The 16,444-nt window shown below is 35.0% G+C and carries 14 protein-coding genes; 11 read left to right on the forward strand and 3 right to left on the reverse strand.

The window, feature by feature from the left end; translation table 11 throughout:
* Nucleotides 1-14 precede the first annotated feature (14 nt).
* Both BALOs_RS10360 and BALOs_RS10365 read left to right on the forward strand, forming a co-directional pair.
* Nucleotides 15-3,014 carry an ATP-binding protein gene (locus BALOs_RS10360; RefSeq protein ID WP_120405128.1) on the forward strand — a complete coding sequence of 1,000 codons (3,000 nt, stop codon included), beginning with the start codon at nucleotides 15-17 and terminating at the stop codon, nucleotides 3,012-3,014.
* Complete coding sequence (locus BALOs_RS10365) at nucleotides 3,015-3,668, forward strand: response regulator (RefSeq protein WP_120405129.1); 654 nt, start codon at nucleotides 3,015-3,017, stop codon at nucleotides 3,666-3,668.
* A gap of 4 nt (nucleotides 3,669-3,672) precedes the next feature.
* Here BALOs_RS10365 and BALOs_RS10370 read toward each other — a convergent pair whose 3' ends face one another.
* Entirely contained in the window at nucleotides 3,673-5,001 is a 1,329-nt protein-coding gene (locus BALOs_RS10370) for an MATE family efflux transporter (RefSeq protein ID WP_120405130.1), read from the reverse strand.
* Nucleotides 5,002-5,116: 115 nt separating this feature from the next.
* On the opposite strand from BALOs_RS10370, the gene BALOs_RS10375 reads away from it, so the two are divergent.
* Nucleotides 5,117-6,391 carry an acetyl-CoA hydrolase/transferase family protein gene (locus BALOs_RS10375; RefSeq protein ID WP_120405131.1) on the forward strand — a complete coding sequence of 425 codons (1,275 nt, stop codon included), beginning with the start codon at nucleotides 5,117-5,119 and terminating at the stop codon, nucleotides 6,389-6,391.
* A gap of 1 nt (nucleotide 6,392) precedes the next feature.
* Here BALOs_RS10375 and BALOs_RS10380 read toward each other — a convergent pair whose 3' ends face one another.
* The gene (locus BALOs_RS10380) at nucleotides 6,393-6,926 is read right to left on the reverse strand and encodes a TetR/AcrR family transcriptional regulator (RefSeq protein ID WP_120405132.1); all 534 of its coding nucleotides are present in this window, start codon (nucleotides 6,924-6,926) and stop codon (nucleotides 6,393-6,395) included.
* Between the two features lie 93 nt (nucleotides 6,927-7,019).
* On the opposite strand from BALOs_RS10380, the gene BALOs_RS10385 reads away from it, so the two are divergent.
* From BALOs_RS10385 to BALOs_RS10405, 5 genes are all read left to right on the forward strand, one after another.
* Nucleotides 7,020-7,472: a MarR family winged helix-turn-helix transcriptional regulator gene (locus BALOs_RS10385; protein ID WP_120405133.1), complete on the forward strand. Its 453-nt coding sequence runs from the start codon at nucleotides 7,020-7,022 to the stop codon at nucleotides 7,470-7,472.
* Nucleotides 7,473-7,505: 33 nt separating this feature from the next.
* Nucleotides 7,506-8,807 carry a TolC family protein gene (locus tag BALOs_RS10390; RefSeq protein ID WP_120405134.1) on the forward strand — a complete coding sequence of 434 codons (1,302 nt, stop codon included), beginning with the start codon at nucleotides 7,506-7,508 and terminating at the stop codon, nucleotides 8,805-8,807.
* Nucleotides 8,807-9,469 (forward strand): efflux RND transporter periplasmic adaptor subunit, encoded by a 663-nt coding sequence (locus BALOs_RS10395; RefSeq protein WP_120405135.1) that lies wholly within the window; start codon nucleotides 8,807-8,809, stop codon nucleotides 9,467-9,469. The genes BALOs_RS10390 and BALOs_RS10395 overlap by 1 nt, the downstream gene beginning before the upstream one ends.
* Before the next feature lie 9 nt (nucleotides 9,470-9,478).
* Nucleotides 9,479-12,553 carry an efflux RND transporter permease subunit gene (locus BALOs_RS10400; protein ID WP_120405136.1) on the forward strand — a complete coding sequence of 1,025 codons (3,075 nt, stop codon included), beginning with the start codon at nucleotides 9,479-9,481 and terminating at the stop codon, nucleotides 12,551-12,553.
* A gap of 163 nt (nucleotides 12,554-12,716) precedes the next feature.
* Nucleotides 12,717-13,307 (forward strand): hypothetical protein, encoded by a 591-nt coding sequence (locus BALOs_RS10405; RefSeq protein WP_114705149.1) that lies wholly within the window; start codon nucleotides 12,717-12,719, stop codon nucleotides 13,305-13,307.
* A gap of 45 nt (nucleotides 13,308-13,352) precedes the next feature.
* Here BALOs_RS10405 and BALOs_RS10410 read toward each other — a convergent pair whose 3' ends face one another.
* Nucleotides 13,353-13,715 carry a c-type cytochrome gene (locus BALOs_RS10410; RefSeq protein ID WP_162929649.1) on the reverse strand — a complete coding sequence of 121 codons (363 nt, stop codon included), beginning with the start codon at nucleotides 13,713-13,715 and terminating at the stop codon, nucleotides 13,353-13,355.
* 133 nt (nucleotides 13,716-13,848) lie between these two features.
* Between BALOs_RS10410 and BALOs_RS10415 the strand changes: the two genes are divergently transcribed.
* The 3 genes from BALOs_RS10415 (at nucleotide 13,849) to BALOs_RS10425 (ending at nucleotide 16,438) form a co-directional block, all read left to right on the forward strand.
* Nucleotides 13,849-14,736, forward strand: coding sequence for a DMT family transporter (locus BALOs_RS10415; protein WP_114705151.1), 888 nt, complete (start codon nucleotides 13,849-13,851; stop codon nucleotides 14,734-14,736).
* Between the two features lie 160 nt (nucleotides 14,737-14,896).
* Nucleotides 14,897-15,655, forward strand: a complete 759-nt coding sequence (locus BALOs_RS10420) for a glutathione S-transferase family protein (RefSeq protein WP_114705152.1) — start codon at nucleotides 14,897-14,899, stop codon at nucleotides 15,653-15,655.
* Between the two features lie 78 nt (nucleotides 15,656-15,733).
* Nucleotides 15,734-16,438: a 5'-methylthioadenosine nucleosidase gene (locus tag BALOs_RS10425; RefSeq protein WP_120405138.1), complete on the forward strand. Its 705-nt coding sequence runs from the start codon at nucleotides 15,734-15,736 to the stop codon at nucleotides 16,436-16,438.
* Nucleotides 16,439-16,444: the final 6 nt, after the last annotated feature.

The raw sequence follows: 16,444 nt of genomic DNA on the forward strand, positions 1-16,444 counted from the left end.
AGCTGGAGGAGAATATGACAAAACTCACTCCAATTTATAAGAAAATAAGTAAAGTTTTGAATGATCAAAATACGGCAATAAAAGTATCTTCTTTTATCGTCACTTTTATTGCCTCATCAGTTATGTTTGGTTGGATAAAGAACATCCCTTCTTTGATTCAAGTACAACCAAACTTTGTTCCAATGCAATTTAACACGGCCCTTTGCTTCATCTTATCAGCTGCAACTATTTACTTTATATCTAATAAGAAAAGAATAAAGAGCATATTAATTCAGCATATCTTTGCAACAATATTATTTTTGATTTCTTTCACAAGCCTTCTTCAATATATAATCGGCATCAACTTAGGTATTGATCAATTATTTCTTGAACATTATATATTAGTGAAGTCAGAATTTCCCGGTAGAATGTCCCCTAATACGGCAACATGTTTTATTCTAATTTCGGCCTTATCTTTTGTCAGTTTACTCAAAGTTACAGAAAGAAGACTACTCGTTTTAAAGTTAATAATCACATCAATTATTATTGCTTTTTCTGCTACTTCGTTTCTTGGATATTTATTAGGAATTGATGTAACATTTGCTTGGCAAAAACATACGAGAATGGCCATTCATACATCTTTTCTTTTTCTTACCTTATCAAGTGGATTCTTTTACTATGTAATTAAAAGATTTAGACACCGTAGCTACTTCAACTGGCTACCAATACCCACTGCATTAGTTATTTTAGTATCATTTGTTATTGCTGCTCAATTTATTAAACAAAATGAGGCCCAAACAATAGAGCAAACGATCATACACGACTCACAAGATCTTGAGAGTAAGGTATTAATCGTCATTGAAGAAAATTTAAAAGCGATCGACAGGCTCTCTCAACGACTTTCATATACTGAAGGTATTAATGAGCAGAGATGGGAAAAAGATGCTAAAGACTATTACGACGACTTTAAATATTTTGAACAATTAGAGCTTTACTTAAATGACCCTCCAAGAAGGCTTTTCTATCCTAAGCGAGAGCTATCAATCAACTTAGACCAAAAAAGAGTCAAAGAATTAACACTTTATAATACATCACAAAGTCGAAAGCTCCTAATTAGCAATGTTGTTAAAGATAACAATAGCGAGTCTCTCGTCTACGTATCAACACCAGTTATATCTGATAATCAGTTAATTGGTATTCAGGTCATAACAACGAATATTAAAGATTTTTTCAATGAAGTTTTCACAGATATTGATAAAGAGACTTTTCAAATTAGAATACTTGAAAACAATAACCTTATCTATACTTCTTCACAAAAGAGAAATAAAAATGATAATTTCACTAGCTTCCTCTTAGATACAAATGGTGGAGAATGGAAAATCTCAATTTCACCAACTGATCGATATATTGCAACTCTTTCTTCATCAACAGCTGAGCTTGTCCTAATATTTGGTTCATTTATCTCACTACTTGGAGGACTGTTAATTTATAATTATCAAAATGTCGAATTAGCAAGAAAAGAGGCCCTTTACTCAGAAAAGATAAAGTCATCAATCCTAGCAAATATGAGTCATGAGATAAGAACTCCAATGAATGGAATTATTGGTATGGTGGATATACTATCAAAAGACTTAAAGAACAAACAGGACTTAAAGAAGGTGCAAATTATTAAGTCCTCTACCATGGCCCTAATGAAGACAATTAATGATATTCTCGACCTATCAAAGCTCGAATCAAATAAGCTTGAACTAAATGAAGAAGTTTTCAATTTTAAAGAATTAATAAGAGATATTGTCACTCTATTTTCATTAGAGAGTGCAAAGAATAACACCACAATAAGCTATTCATTCTCAAATGAGTTTCCGACATGGTTTAAAGGTGACTCATATAGAATAAGACAAGTTCTAAATAATATCGTAAGTAACTCTGTTAAGTTTACTAAGAATGGAAAGGTTAAAATTATTACGGACTTTAAACCTAATGGTAATAACTCGACTAAAATTTCAGTACAAGTAATCGATACGGGAATTGGCATAAATAAGGAACAAATTCCTAAACTTTTTGAAGATTATCAACAAGCTGAGCCAGGAACGACAAAGGACTTTGGTGGTACAGGACTTGGTCTATCAATAAGTAAAAGAATTATAAAACTCTTAAAAGGTAGTATTAATATTGATAGTAATCCTGGAGAAGGTACTACTGTTAAGATCGAATTTGGATGTACTCCAAGTAAAGCCCCTACTCACAATACAAGATTATTTATATCTGAAAGTTACAATACCCTTAGCGTACTTGTCGTAGATGACAGCCAGATCCAACGAAAAATCTTAAAAGAGTACCTTAAGAGATTAGATATCAAAGCGTCACTCGCAAAAAATGGCCATGAAGCACTAGAAAGACTAGAACAAAAACGCTTTGATCTTGTCTTTATTGACTACCATATGCCAACCCTTGATGGGATTGAGACGGCCAAGCTTATTAATGAAAAGTATGGCCTAAAAGCTCCAAAAATAATCGCCCTTACTGGAAGTATTGAAGTATCAAAGAATAAAGATTTTAAAGATGTCGGTGTTGATTTAGTTCTCTCTAAACCAATAGATTTCGAAAGCTTGAAAGGTATTATTTCTGAAAATATTGTAACTAAGAACAATACGTATCAGAAATCAACAACGGAATATCCTTATCTACACAAGCTCATTTCAAAAGAAGAATTACTACTGAAGTTTGATGGGGATAAACAATTACTAAAAGAATCAATCGATCTGCTACTTAGTAGCTCACCGATGTTAATTGAAAATATAGAAAGTGCTCTTGATGAAGAAGACTTTGAAAACTTAAGAATTAGTGCTCATTCTTATAGAAGTGCCATTGCAAACTTTCATATCGTACCAGCGATTAAATATGCTGAATTAATAGAAGATGCAGCGCGATCACACAAACTCTACGAAGTAACGGAAAATTTAAAGAAGCTTAAAGAGGTATCACTTCTTTCACAAGAGAAATTGACAAAGATGTCCACAGAACTAGGTGCATAAATGTATAAGATATTAATCATCGATGATGACGAGATTTCCACTCATATCCTTTCAACAAAGTTGAAAAAACTTCAATATACGGTGAGTGTTTATAATGACCCATCAATTGTCATGGAAGATATAAAAATAGTAGAAGATGCAGATATTGTATTATTAGATATCATGATGCCTAAGTTTTCAGGCTATGACGTACTAAAAGAGATACGTCAGTATTATAGCCAAAACAATATCCCAGTCATTATGGTGACCTCTCAAAATACAACATCAGAAATTGTTGATGCACTAACTTTAGGTGCAAATGATTATGTAAATAAGCCAATACAATTTGAAGTTCTTCTTTCTCGTATAGAAACACAAACAAAAGTCTTAGAACTACATAAGAAGGATATACACAACAAACAGATACAATTATTTCATGCGATTGTGGCAACCTACAATCACGAAATAAATAATCAATTAAATATCGCTCTAAATATTTCTAAAACATTAAGAAAAGACTTAAAAGATAATAAAGCAATAAACAGACTAGATCATGCCATTGAAAAGATTGGCCAATTTGTAAATAAGATCGAAGAACTAAATCCAACAATAGACCACTCAATGAAAGATTATTTGAATGAAGCTAAAATGCTAAACCTCAATAATGAAGAATGATATATTACTTCTCCCAAAGAAGCTCAAGTTCACCAATTCTTTTTACAAATAAATACGATAAGACACCTGAAGCCATCGTTAGGCCAATAGCAAGCCCGGCCCATAACCCAGCAGCTTCCATTCCATGATAGTAAGTAAGAAAGATTCCAGCAGGGATTCCAATTAACCAATAACCACAAAACGAATAAATCATAGGTAGCTTACTCATCCCCAAGCCTCTTAAGATTCCCCACATGGTAATTTGTAGTCCATCAGGTATTTGAAAGAGGGCGACAAAGAAGAAAAGATTTGCACCATAAGCAATAACTTCTTTATCTGTAGTGAAGAGACTCATTAATGTTTCAGGAAATAAGAAATAGAACATTGCCATACAAAGCATGTAAGCTTCGGCCATAAAGATACAACCATAAGAATAACTCTTAATCATATCCATATCTTTTCTTCCAAGTCCATATCCGACCTTAACACCAGCAGCTCCATTAATTGCCAGAGGAACCATAAATGTGAGTCCAGCTATATTTAGAACGATATTATGTGAAGCAGATGCTACGAGACTCATTCTCCCAATAAGAACAGTTACAGTTGAGAACATTAGAACTTCAATGAATGTACCAAGACCAACAGGTATCCCCAGCCTAATTAACTCTTTAAATGACTTCTTATTAAAATGACTTTCAATTGGAAGAACTCGATATGCATAGACATAGAGAATGATCGCTAATACAAAGCGGGTAATAACTGTTGCAACGGCAGCGCCCTTAATTCCCATTTCAGGAATAGGACCAATTCCAAACATTAAGCAATAATTCATAATGAGATTTATAATATTCATCACTATGATTAAGACATTTGAAAAAATAGTTTTATCAAAGGCCTGAAGGTATTCTTTAATCATTTGAAAAACTAAGGCCGGGATAATGGAGATATTAACCCAAAGCAGATAGGTTTTAACGAGTGGAACTATTTCTTTATTAAGGCCAATTGCATCGACAAAATACGTAAAGATATAGAGCGCAAGACAAATAAGAGAGCCTAGGCCCAAGGCCAAAGTCATTCCACTTCCCCATACACCATTAGTATGAGGATTAGCATCCTCGCCTCTCATTCTTGCAGTAACTGCACTTACAGAAAATAAAGCTGATACACCAATCATAACAAATGGGGCCAACATTCCAGATGCAACTCCAATAGAAGAAACAGCTGCAGTGGAATAGCGCCCGGCCACAAAGATATCTCCAACGTTAAATAACATTTGCCCAACCTGTCCGATGACAAGTGGGATAGTAAAGTAGATTAATTCTTTGAGTCGTTTTGATGTTGTTTCGATAACCATAATAGCTAGGAATATACCCTAATTTTTGAATTGATGGCATATAAAAATTGTCGTCAAAATAACTTTAGTTTCAACCTCATTAGGCGTATTCTAGGGATATAAAAAAGGAGGACTTTTGAAATTACTAAATAGCGCAAAGGAAGCACTCTCTCATGTCTATTCAAACTCAAATGTTTTTATTCACGGTGGTGATGCAACTCCTACTGAGTTAATTAATGGACTAATCGAAAATGCTCAGCGCCTAAACAATGTAACACTAACTCATCTTCATACACACGGTGAAGCGAAGTATGCAGACACTAAATACAAAGATATATTTAATATCGTAAACCTCTTTGTAGGAGGAAACTTAAGAAAGTATGTGGATTATGATCGCATTGATTACCTTCCTTGCTTCTTGTCTGAGATTCCAAACCTATTTCGATCAAGACAAGTCCCCCTCGACTTTGCTTTAATTCATGTAAGCCCTCCAGATGTTCATGGTTTTTGTACTCTTGGAACTTCAGTTGATGTGGCCAAGGCAGCGGTCAATAGTGCCAAGGTTGTCATAGCGCAAATCAATCCACATATGCCACGTGTTCATGGGGATGGATTTATTCATGTAAATGAAATTGACTACGCTATCGAAATTAATCGCGCACTATCAGATAGTCATGGAAGTCCCCTTAGCGAAGAAGATTTAAAAATTGGTCAGCTTACAGCGACTCTCATTGAAGATGGTGCCACTCTTCAGATGGGAATAGGAAGTATTCCCGATGCTGTATTAAGTAGTTTAACTAATCATAAGAACTTAGGAATTCACACTGAGATGTGGTCTGACGGTGCCTTAAAACTAATAAAGTCTGGCGCTGTTAATAACTCCATGAAGAACGTTCATCGAGGAAAGACTGTAAGTTCATTTATTGTTGGTGGTAAAGATGTTCATGATTTTATCAATGATAACCCGAGTGTAATTCAGCTTGAAGCCGATTATGTGAATAACCCTAGTATCATTAAGAGAAATCCAAAAGTTTGTGCAATTAATAGTGCCGTTGAAATCGACTTAACAGGACAGGTTTGTGCAGACTCAATCGGACATCATATTATTTCAGGTGTTGGTGGACAGATGGACTTCATGCGAGGCGCAAGCCTTTCACAAGGAGGAAAGCCTATCATCGTCATCAACTCTCGTAGTAAAAGAGGTATACCAAAAATTGTTCCAACATTAAAAAATGGTGCAGGAGTCGTCACAACACGCTCACATATTCACTATGTTGTAACTGAATTTGGTATTGCTAACCTCTATGGAAAGACTCTCAAGCAAAGAGCACAAGAATTAATTAAGATTGCTCATCCTGAAGATCGACAAGAATTAGAAAGAAAATGGCATGAACTGCACTGTAAGCTCTAGCTTACAGTGCCTCTGTAGAGGTCGTGGCCTGACAGAGTAGATCCACTATACCATTGCCTTCAAGTTTTGAATTGGCGACTTTTAAATCAATACTCTTAAAAAGACCAAATGAGATGAATGACCTTAGATTTAGAATATAAGGAACATCACTACCTTGTACCTTAACGAACTTATCTGCAACGTACTTCTCGTATATATCTCTAAAACCTGAGCTTTCAATCACTAGAAGCATAACTATAATAGTAATCTCGATACGACTTTCCTCAACTTTTTGATGAATAAAATGAGTTAATTCATCAATATTGGTGAAATTTCTTTGAGCTATTGAATCGATCGCTTCAACTAAGTTTTGCACACAGAACTCACCACAAGTTGCGATGAACTCCTCTTTTGAACCAAAGTGATATAAAACAGAAGACACATTTATTTCGGCCTTCTTAGCAATATCGCGAAGACTAACACCGTAAACACCACTTTCTGCCATCATCGGTAGAGCAACATCAATTAGATTCTGTTTAGTTTTGTTTTCTTTCATATAATATTCCTAAAAGTGTTAAAGAATATTCTTGATTCACATTCGTTAACATGTTAACTATATAGTTAAGACATTAACAAATATGGAGTATATATGTCAATTGTAACATCTAACGCACTGAAGGATAGCATTATCGCAAGAATTGTTCGTACGACGCGAATAATCGATAAAATGGTCTCTGAAGAAGTGGGCCAATATAAGCTAACCAAACCACAATTCGATGTCCTTTTAATTCTTAAATTCTGTAATCAGGAATTTATTACGACTACAGAATTATCAGAAGAGTTAATGGTATCTAAGGCCAATATCACAGGTATTGTCACAAGACTTGAAAAGGCCAATCTTATCTCTAAAGTTGTCGATGAAAACGATACACGCTCAAAAAAGATCGCTCTCACAGAAAGTGGTCTAGAGCTAATCGATCGTGTCATGCCACGATATTTTGCGATGAGTGATGAGATTTATTCTAAATTTAGTGAAGAAGAAAGACAGAAACTACTTTCTCAAATGATCTTCATAGAGGAATTCTACAATAGCAGACGTTAAGTTGTAAGACTTAGAATTTAAAAGGAGAGACAAATGAAACAACTAAAATATTTAGTTGCGGCAGCGCTATGCCTAATTTCCAGTGCATATGCAGCAAATTATAAATTAGATGAAAATAAAGTAATCGATTTAGCGATAAAGCGAAATGAAACTATCGGTATTGCTAAAGAAGAATTAGACCAGGCCCAAGAAGCACTAAGTAGCGCAAACTCAAACTACTTTCCAACTCTTTCGATTACAGCTGGCATAAGAAAAAGTGATGGTGAAGGAAACTTTGTTCCTTACGGATATGATTGGAATCACAACGGTACAATTCAACTTACTCAGCCAATATATACATTTGGAAAGATTAGCAATGGAAAGAGTATTGCAGAATCTGCAAAAAGAATTAGTGAACTAAATACAACGTCAACAAATGCACAAGTAATAAACGTCGCAAAGCAGCTCTACTACAGAGTTTTATTCAATGAAGAAATTGTTAAAATCACTTACGACTCATATAAGAACGCTCTTAAGAACAAGAAAGCTTTAGAGGATAGAGTTTCATACGGAAGAATTTCAAGAAATGATAATATAAAAATGCAAGCAGACCTTGCAAGTCGAAAACCAAATTGGATTATCGCCAAGAAAAATCTAAAAAATGCTGTTCTAGACTTAAAGAATTATCTCGCACTTGATTATGAAGATGAAGTTGAAGTATTAAGCACCCCACTTAGACCAAAGAAGAAAATTTCAACAACAAATGATCTAAATAAACTGGAAGAGACTGTTGATATCAAAATTTTAAAAGAAAATATTCGCCTCGCAGACTTCTCGGTCGAGTTAGCAAAGTCTCAAAGGCTTCCAGACTTAGGAGTCTATGTTTCTTACTCTCCTACTCTAGCTAAAACAGATCTCTTTGCAGGAGAAACAACTCATGACCAAAAGGATTTAACATTTGGTGTTCAATTTAGTTTTGACTGGGACCTTGGCGGAAGCAAGAACTCAGAAGTTGCAATAAAAAGAAGTGACTACAATATTGCCACACTTAAATTAAAACAAATGAAGCGTGAAATTAGAACGCAATATCTAAAGCTTAAACAAGACTATGAAGGGCTCCAAGAAAGATACGATGCGGAAGATGAAGCAGTTGAGCTGGCATCTTCTTCTTATAAAGTTGCTCTTAGTTCTTTTCGATCTGGTGGAGTTTCACAATTGCAATTGAATGATAGCGAGATCCAATTAACACAGAACCGGCTAAGCCTTGCACAAACGAAATTACAAATACAAATAACACGTGCAGAGATGGACAGACTTCTGACAAAAACTAGTTCAAGAAATAAAGGAGGTAGATAATGAAGCAATTAGTCTTTGTTTTAATTATTGGCCTTATATACGGTGCGAGTCTTTTTGTTAAAGATAAGCAGATACAAAAACAAAAAATGAAAGTGACACCTACTGTTTTTACAATTAGAGAAAAAACCGGAACTCCAGTTAATATTACAAAAGTCTTAAGAAAGTCTTTCACTAATAATGTAATTGTAACAGGTAATAATCTTGGTTCAAAGATATATGCCTCAGTAGCACCCAAGATAGCGACACAAATCAAGCCCGGGGCCTTGGCCAGTATAAGGCTAAATAACGAATCCCTTTATGGATCAGTTGTCTCTGTTGAAAAACGAGCAAATCGTCTTTCAGGACTTCATAAGATTGTCGTCTCTTTTGCAAATCAAAAGCTACCAACGAATCTATACGTCATGAATATACAAACGAGTAAGACAAAGAATACTCTTGTTGTAAAAAGAGACGCTGTTTCAAATCGTGGTGGTACTGACCATGTCTATATTGTTAATGACGACAACACAGTTCAAAGAAGAGATATTGTCACAATTAGTGATAACAAGGATTACTTTGCTATTAAGTCAGGACTTAAAGAAGGTGAAAAAGTTGTCCTAAGTGATCAGCGTTATTTGAAAGATGGTGAGAAGATCAACATTGTTGAGTCCGTCTTAGAATAGGAGAAGAAGATGATTGAAATATTTGTTAAAAGACCTGCAACGACGATCATTTTCATTGCCATATTTATGGTTATGGGACTCGTCTCAATAGGAAATCTTATAATTGAGCCAACACCAAAAGTTGAGCTACCTATTATTACAGTACAAACAGTTTATGCTGGTGCATCTCCTGAGGAGATTGAATCTCAAATCTTAAAGAAAATTGAAGATGAGATTTCTGAAGTATCGCAAATTAAAAAGATAAAATCTGATGCTAGAGACAGCTTTGGTATCGTTGTGATCGAATTTGAGATTGAAGCTGATGCCAATATTAAGTCAATTGAAGTTAAAGATAAGGTAGAGGCCATCTTAAATGAATTTCCAGATGGTGCAGATCGACCGATTATTGCTAAATTTGATCCACTCATTAGACCGATTGCAACTCTTGCATTATCGAGTTCTAAACACGATTTAACTGAGACTTATGAATATGCCGATAAGAAACTAAAATCTAGGCTCTCATCAATTAATGGAGTCGCTTCCGTTGATATCTTTGGTGGACAAGAAAGAGAAATCAGTATCGAACTTGATAATAACCTTCTTATTCAGAACTACCTTTCTATTGAAGATGTTATTACTGCAATTTCTCGAAAGAACTTAAATATACCAGGTGGTTCAATCAAACGTGAAAACTCGAATATTAGTGTTAGATTTGTTGGTGAATTTGCCAATGTTGAAGAGATAAGAAACCTTGAAGTTGTCTCACGAGAAGGACAAGTCTTTAAGTTAAGAGAATTTGGTAGTGTCACAGATAGCTTTAAAGACGTTGAAACAATGGCAAGGTTCAATGGTAAAGACGTCGTAGGTCTATCGATTTTAAAGCTCTCAGATGGTGATGCGATCAAGATTGTTAACACAGTAAAAAACTCTCTTGATGAAGTTCGATCTGAACTTCCAGAAGGAATGAAGCTTGAACTAGTTGTCGATACAACTAAGATCACATTGAATGACACAAAAGGGACAATTCAATCGATCTTTATCGGTATTGGGTTAACAATTGCGATTCTTCTAACTTTCTTAGGTGATTGGCGTGGTGCCTTGATTGCAAGTATCGTTATTCCGACTTCAATTATTTCGACATTATTTATTATGGATATGTCGTCATTTTCGATAAATGTTATGACTCTCCTTGCTTTTGGTACCTGTCTAGGTACATTAATTGCCAATGCACTTATTATCATTGAAAACGTATATAAGCATTTAAAGATGGGTAAGAGTTCAGAGAATGCAGCAATTGATGGAACAAAAGAAGTTCTCTTGGCCGTAATGGCATCTTCAGGAACTAACCTTGTTGTTTTCACTCCCCTCGCTTTCATGGGTGGTGTTGTTGGTAAATTCATGTTGCAATTTGGAATGACTGTTGTTTATGCGACAATTTTTTCAATCTTAGCTTCTGTAACCCTTACGCCAATGCTTTGTGCCCTCTTACTTAAAGACCCAGATACTTTAAAAGGTCCGTTTCCAAAATTATCTCATCTTGTTGATCGCCTTCTTGGTTGGGTAACAAAACAATATAAGTGGTTCTTTGATAAGTTCATGAGCTGGCCGATAACTTCCATTATCATCTTAATGGGAATCTTTTTTACAATCGTCTACCCTGCTGCGCGAGTTGGTAACGAGTTTCTTCCAAAGTCAGACCGAGATGAGTTTACGGCATATATTCTTATGCCAGACGGTACACCAGTAGAGAAAACAGCTGAAGTTTCTGAGCAGGTTGCAAAAGTTATTAGAGAATATCCTGAGGTAGTATCAACTCTTGCTGATATTGGATATGACGGTGAAGAGCGTTCAAGAATTACAGTAAATATGACACCAGCAGCTTCAAGAAAGAGAAGCTTTAAAGACGTCATGGACGATATTCTTCCTAAAGTTTCAAATATTCCTGAAGCTGAAATTACACTCTCAGGTGGTAATAGAAACTCAGGTAACGAAGGTGATATTACCATTAATATTACGGGGCGAAATTTTGATGAAATGATTATTGCTTCTAAAAAGATGCAAGAGATTATGAAGAACTCTGGATACTTTAGTTCTATTGAAAGCTCATACCGAATTCCAAAAATGGAAATTCAATTTATGTCTGAGCCTCAAAAAGTTATTCGTCAAAATCTTTCAAGTTCTCGACTAGGTGGTACAATCCGCGCCCTTGTTAATGGAAATGACGATGCAGTTTACAAAGAAGATGGTGAAGAATACGATATCAATGTCACACTTGCTCCAGAGTTTAAAAGAAATATCTCTGATTTTGATAAATTCTTAATTCATGGAAAAGATGGTCTTATCCCAATCTCAACTCTTGGTGATGTAAAAGTCGTTGAAGCAACTTCGCCACTAAAAAGACGTGATAAAGAAAGAATTATCCAAGTTAAGGCCTATGTCGTAAAAGGTGTAGTCGGTGCCATCATGGGAGATCTTGCAGGAAAGTTTAACAAGGCGGACCTTCCAGAAGGAACGAAATTCATGTTTGCAGGGCAAGCAGAAAGCCAAAAGGAATCACAACAAGAAATGGGTAAGGCCTTTATGCTAGCAGTAATATTGACTTATATGCTTCTAGTGGCCATTTTAAACTCTTTTGTCTTCCCTATTTCAATTGGCTCAGCAATTCTAACTTCTTTCCTAGGCTCATTCTTAATGATGTTCTATACAGACCAAACAATTAATATTGGTTCAATGATGGCCATCGTAATGGTTGTAGGTCTTGCTGTAAATAATGCCATTCTAATGATTGAATTTACCCAGCAAAAACTTGATGAAGGATTTGAGATAAAAGAAGCACTATGGTTAGGGGCCAAGGAAAAGCTAAAACCCATCCTTATGACCTCTATTGCAATTATTGCAGGTACTATGCCCCAGCTCTTTATGATCGATAAGATCAAGTCTGCAATGGGTGCAGTTCTCGTAGGAGGAATGTTAGGCTCAATATTCTTTACTTACACCCTCGTTCCAACAATCCACCTTGTTATCTACAGAGTAAAGAAGTGGATCACAGGACTTGGAAAACAAAAACAAGAACAAATAGAGAGCGCTCCCCAGCCTCTCAATTAATGCAATGAATGCATAAAAACTCTCTCTTGGGCCCTGCAGGTAATGCAGGGCCTTTTTTTTGCTTATATATTAGTCACCAGCTATGTAAATTTTCTGCAAATCACCACTAAATTCCTGACTATGATATACATGTTCATTATTTATTGAAATATGAGAGAAGTATATGAAATCACTAATTTTAACGTCAGTACTATGTAGTGGAGTTTGCCACGCTACACCTGTTAATAAAGTAGTTAAAGTAATGGATGGAAATCTATCTACTTGTAGCTCAAAGCAGGATGTCTTTAGAAATAAATTACAATCCTATCGAGTAAAGAGCTATAAGGCCAAGCAGCAAAGTGGAAGTGTTGAGCTAACAATAAATATTCAAATGCTAGAGTGTAAAGAGACAGACAAAGGCTTTGCATTCAAAGAGAAGAATATCTTTGATCTTTTCTCATATCGAACGTTTCGCAATGAAGAAGTTAGCGTTATAACAAAGTCAGCTAACCTCCACTTCTATAAAGACGGCTCATATAAAAGCCTATCTAAAGTTGCTATTAAGGATTACTCAAAAGAGTCATCAATTACTGTAAATTTCGATATTCAAGATCTTCTTACAAAGGAAGAGCTTAGAAAGTATCTAGACGGACAGGCCGTTACAACAAGCTTTGATTTCAATTTAAACCGTAAAGTAGAAATTTCAAATGATGAGATTTCAGATGAATACAATCAGAGTTATGGTGGATTTAGAATTTTCTTAGAAGTTAAATAGAATATAAAAAAAAGGCCGCTATAAGCGGCCTTTCTTTTTATGGAATTACTTTTGTAACATTCCTTTAAATTTATCCTTAGACATTGTGCTTACATAAGCAGCTACATCTTTGATATCTTTGTCAGAGAGACCTCTAACTTTAGACCACATCATCGTTGTGTATCTAGTTTTTCTCTTCTTTGACTTAATTGCTGTTACTTGCTCAGCAATATAAGCAGCATCAAGACCTGCAATTCTTGGCCCGCTAACGATTGCTAATTTTCCATTTTTTGCTTTTCCCATACCATCAGCTTTGTGGCATAGAGCACAGTTAACTTTCTTGTAAATGGCCTTACCTTTAGCAGCGTCTCCAGCAAAAGCACTAACACTTAGTAAAGCGGCAACAACAGTGATTTTAAATAAATTCACAATATATCTCCTTTATAATTATAGCGTACGCATACTTTATGAAATTATCGGCAAATCGTCAGCAAAATTCAAAGAAAATATACCCTTCTAACTATAGTTTCGGCTATACTCTTGAAACTTAGTGAGGACTAATATGAACAAGAGCGTTATAAGCCTTATTTTAGGCACCATCTGTATAGGCTTAGCACCAATTTTTGTAAAAAACTTAAGTAGTGATATATCTCCTAGTATGATCGGCGCCCTTCGTTGTGGAATTGCTGGATCAATACTTCTTCTTTACCAATTATTTATTAAAAAACACTATATCAAAGATATTCGCTTCTATTCTATGACGGCCGTCATAGGAATATGTTTTGCTTTAGACTTATTTGTCTGGCATCGCTCTGTTCACTTAATTGGAGCAGGAATGGCAACAATTTTAGGAAACACTCAAGTCTTTTACTTGCTAGTTTTTGGACTTATTCTTTATAAAGAAAAAGTCACTTTAAAAAAGTTATTAGTCTTCTTCTTTGCTTTTTCTGGTGTCTTCTTAATTCTAAAGGGACAAGTCAAATTTTATAAGTCGGAAGATTTCTTTTGGGGTGTATTATTTGGCCTTGCAACTGGTCTTTGCTATTCTCTTTATACAACCTCAATAAAGAAAACAACATTATTAAACTTTAAAAATAAAATCACAGCATTAGATATCATTACATATTCTTCTCTTGTTACTGGACTTCTATTATTAGTAAGTGCTCAGTTTGAGAGCGGTTACTCACAAGTTAATATTACACATTTACCTTCAGTAATGGGACTGGCCGTGCTTTGCCAAATAATTGGTTGGTCTCTTATTAGTTACGGACTAAAAAAAGCACCCCTTTCTGTCTCTGGTCTAATTATTTTACTTCAACCAGTAATAGCAAAAATCCTTAGTATTTATCGATTTAATGAGCCATACTCATCACTTGAAATTGTGGGTGCGGCCATTCTCTTAATTTGTATATATCTCGGTACTCGACTATCAATACGCTCTTCGAATTAAGGAGAAAATTCACAAAATCTATTTAAGCACAAGGAGACAGGAGCGATTTTTTCGACTTAATTCATTTAGAAATAATTATTTTGTTTCAAAAAGCTTATTAAAGTTGAACGTTTCTTATATTTTCTCTAAATAATAATCGAACGTATCCGATTGTTAGCTCATGAATAAAATACTTTACTCTTGGTCTGGTAGTGACGAGATCGAATCATTTAGTCCATCGTGCTCAATTATTAATCGATGCTTATCATTTTTAAATATTGATTTTGATATTAAGGCCATCCCCCTTGTTTCAGAATTAAATGGTGCCAAGGATAAGCTTTCTGGCCTTCCTATTATTCAAGATAGAGATAAGAAATTCTTTGGGGTACGAAACGCTATTAAATACCTAAAAGAATTAAGAGAAGAATCTGAGCTATTCCAAGTACCACAAAGTCAAATGGTACAAGAACAAATGCTAAGAGACTGGGCACTGACAAGCCTTAGGGCCTCATGTGTTTATATGTCTTTCATCAATCCAAACGGCTACGCTACTATAAAAAAGAAGTTTCAAAAAGCGGCCAAGTATCAATTTGATAAACAAGAAGATCTCAATAAAGTTGCAGAGCCAATAAAAGAAGCACTACTACATTCAACGTTTAGTTTTGATATTTTTAGACTTGAACCAGAATTAGGGAATTCTCATCTTGAAGAGCAATTAAAATACATTGATGGCCTTGTTACCACAAATGAGTTTCTGCTTGGTAATCAGATCAAATTAGTCGACATTATAGCATATTGTCATCTTAGTTCGAGCTTACTTGCGGCCAGTGACTTTTCAAAAAAAATAAGACCGAAGTATCCTCGTGTATCTCGATGGTTACTAAGAGTAGCCGCTCAAACGAGATCAAAGAATAATATTCATCCCTCACATCTCGACTAATTAAAAGTAAGGCACAAATATTTCAATTAATGATGAAAGTATTCTACACTATTAGAGTATTATTATTTGAGGTATTTAATGAAGAATATTGCTGTAATCATGGCCATGGATTCAGAGGCCAAGCCTTTACTAGAAAAACTTAAAATTAACCCAGATCAAGCTGAGAAAATTGATGATCATCTACCAATGAAAGTCTATAAAACTCAATATCATCAGCACAATATTTCAATTATAATAAGTGGTGAATGTAAAAGAAATAAGGTTCAAAATGTTGGGACAGCACCTGCTGTTATCTCAACAATTACTGCCATAAAAGACTTTAATGCAGACTTTATAATCAATGCTGGAACGGCCGGTGGATTTAAAAAGCGTGGTGCCGATATTGGGAAAGTCTATACTGTGGAAACAACAGTTTTTCATGATCGCCGAATCCCAATTCCTGGCTACCAAGATTATGGAACATATAAGTCACAACATGATATTGCAAAGAAGTTTGCAACTCTCTTAGGTATCGAAACAGGTATTATCTCAACAGGTGACTCTCTTGATATGAGTCCTGAAGATGAGAAGCTTATCGAAAGTAATCTTGCTCTTTTAAAAGATATGGAAGCTGCAGCTATTGCATGGGTAACAGATCAGTACTCGATTCCTACCCTATTTTTAAAATCAGTTACCGATATCGTCGATGGAGAACATCCAACAGAGGAAGAGTTCTTTGCTAACTTAAAATTAGCATCAGAAAATCTCGGTGAAAAATTAATCGAATTAATCGAAAAAATATAGGAGAAA

Origin of the sequence: Halobacteriovorax sp. BALOs_7, from assembly GCF_003612895.1 — a bacterium.
GTDB lineage: Bacteria > Bdellovibrionota > Bacteriovoracia > Bacteriovoracales > Bacteriovoracaceae > Halobacteriovorax_A > Halobacteriovorax_A vibrionivorans.

Excerpts from the sequence above, each read along its gene's own strand:
- BALOs_RS10360 (WP_120405128.1), top strand. The coding sequence starts at position 15 with ATGACAAAACTCACTCCAATTTATAAGAAAATAAGTAAAGTTTTGAAT.
- BALOs_RS10365 (WP_120405129.1), top strand. The coding sequence starts at position 3,015 with ATGTATAAGATATTAATCATCGATGATGACGAGATTTCCACTCATATC.
- BALOs_RS10370 (WP_120405130.1), bottom strand. The coding sequence starts at position 5,001 with ATGGTTATCGAAACAACATCAAAACGACTCAAAGAATTAATCTACTTT.
- BALOs_RS10380 (WP_120405132.1), bottom strand. The coding sequence starts at position 6,926 with ATGAAAGAAAACAAAACTAAACAGAATCTAATTGATGTTGCTCTACCG.
- BALOs_RS10385 (WP_120405133.1), top strand. The coding sequence starts at position 7,020 with ATGTCAATTGTAACATCTAACGCACTGAAGGATAGCATTATCGCAAGA.
- BALOs_RS10390 (WP_120405134.1), top strand. The coding sequence starts at position 7,506 with ATGAAACAACTAAAATATTTAGTTGCGGCAGCGCTATGCCTAATTTCC.
- BALOs_RS10395 (WP_120405135.1), top strand. The coding sequence starts at position 8,807 with ATGAAGCAATTAGTCTTTGTTTTAATTATTGGCCTTATATACGGTGCG.
- BALOs_RS10400 (WP_120405136.1), top strand. The coding sequence starts at position 9,479 with ATGATTGAAATATTTGTTAAAAGACCTGCAACGACGATCATTTTCATT.
- BALOs_RS10405 (WP_114705149.1), top strand. The coding sequence starts at position 12,717 with ATGAAATCACTAATTTTAACGTCAGTACTATGTAGTGGAGTTTGCCAC.
- BALOs_RS10415 (WP_114705151.1), top strand. The coding sequence starts at position 13,849 with ATGAACAAGAGCGTTATAAGCCTTATTTTAGGCACCATCTGTATAGGC.
- BALOs_RS10420 (WP_114705152.1), top strand. The coding sequence starts at position 14,897 with ATGAATAAAATACTTTACTCTTGGTCTGGTAGTGACGAGATCGAATCA.
- BALOs_RS10425 (WP_120405138.1), top strand. The coding sequence starts at position 15,734 with ATGAAGAATATTGCTGTAATCATGGCCATGGATTCAGAGGCCAAGCCT.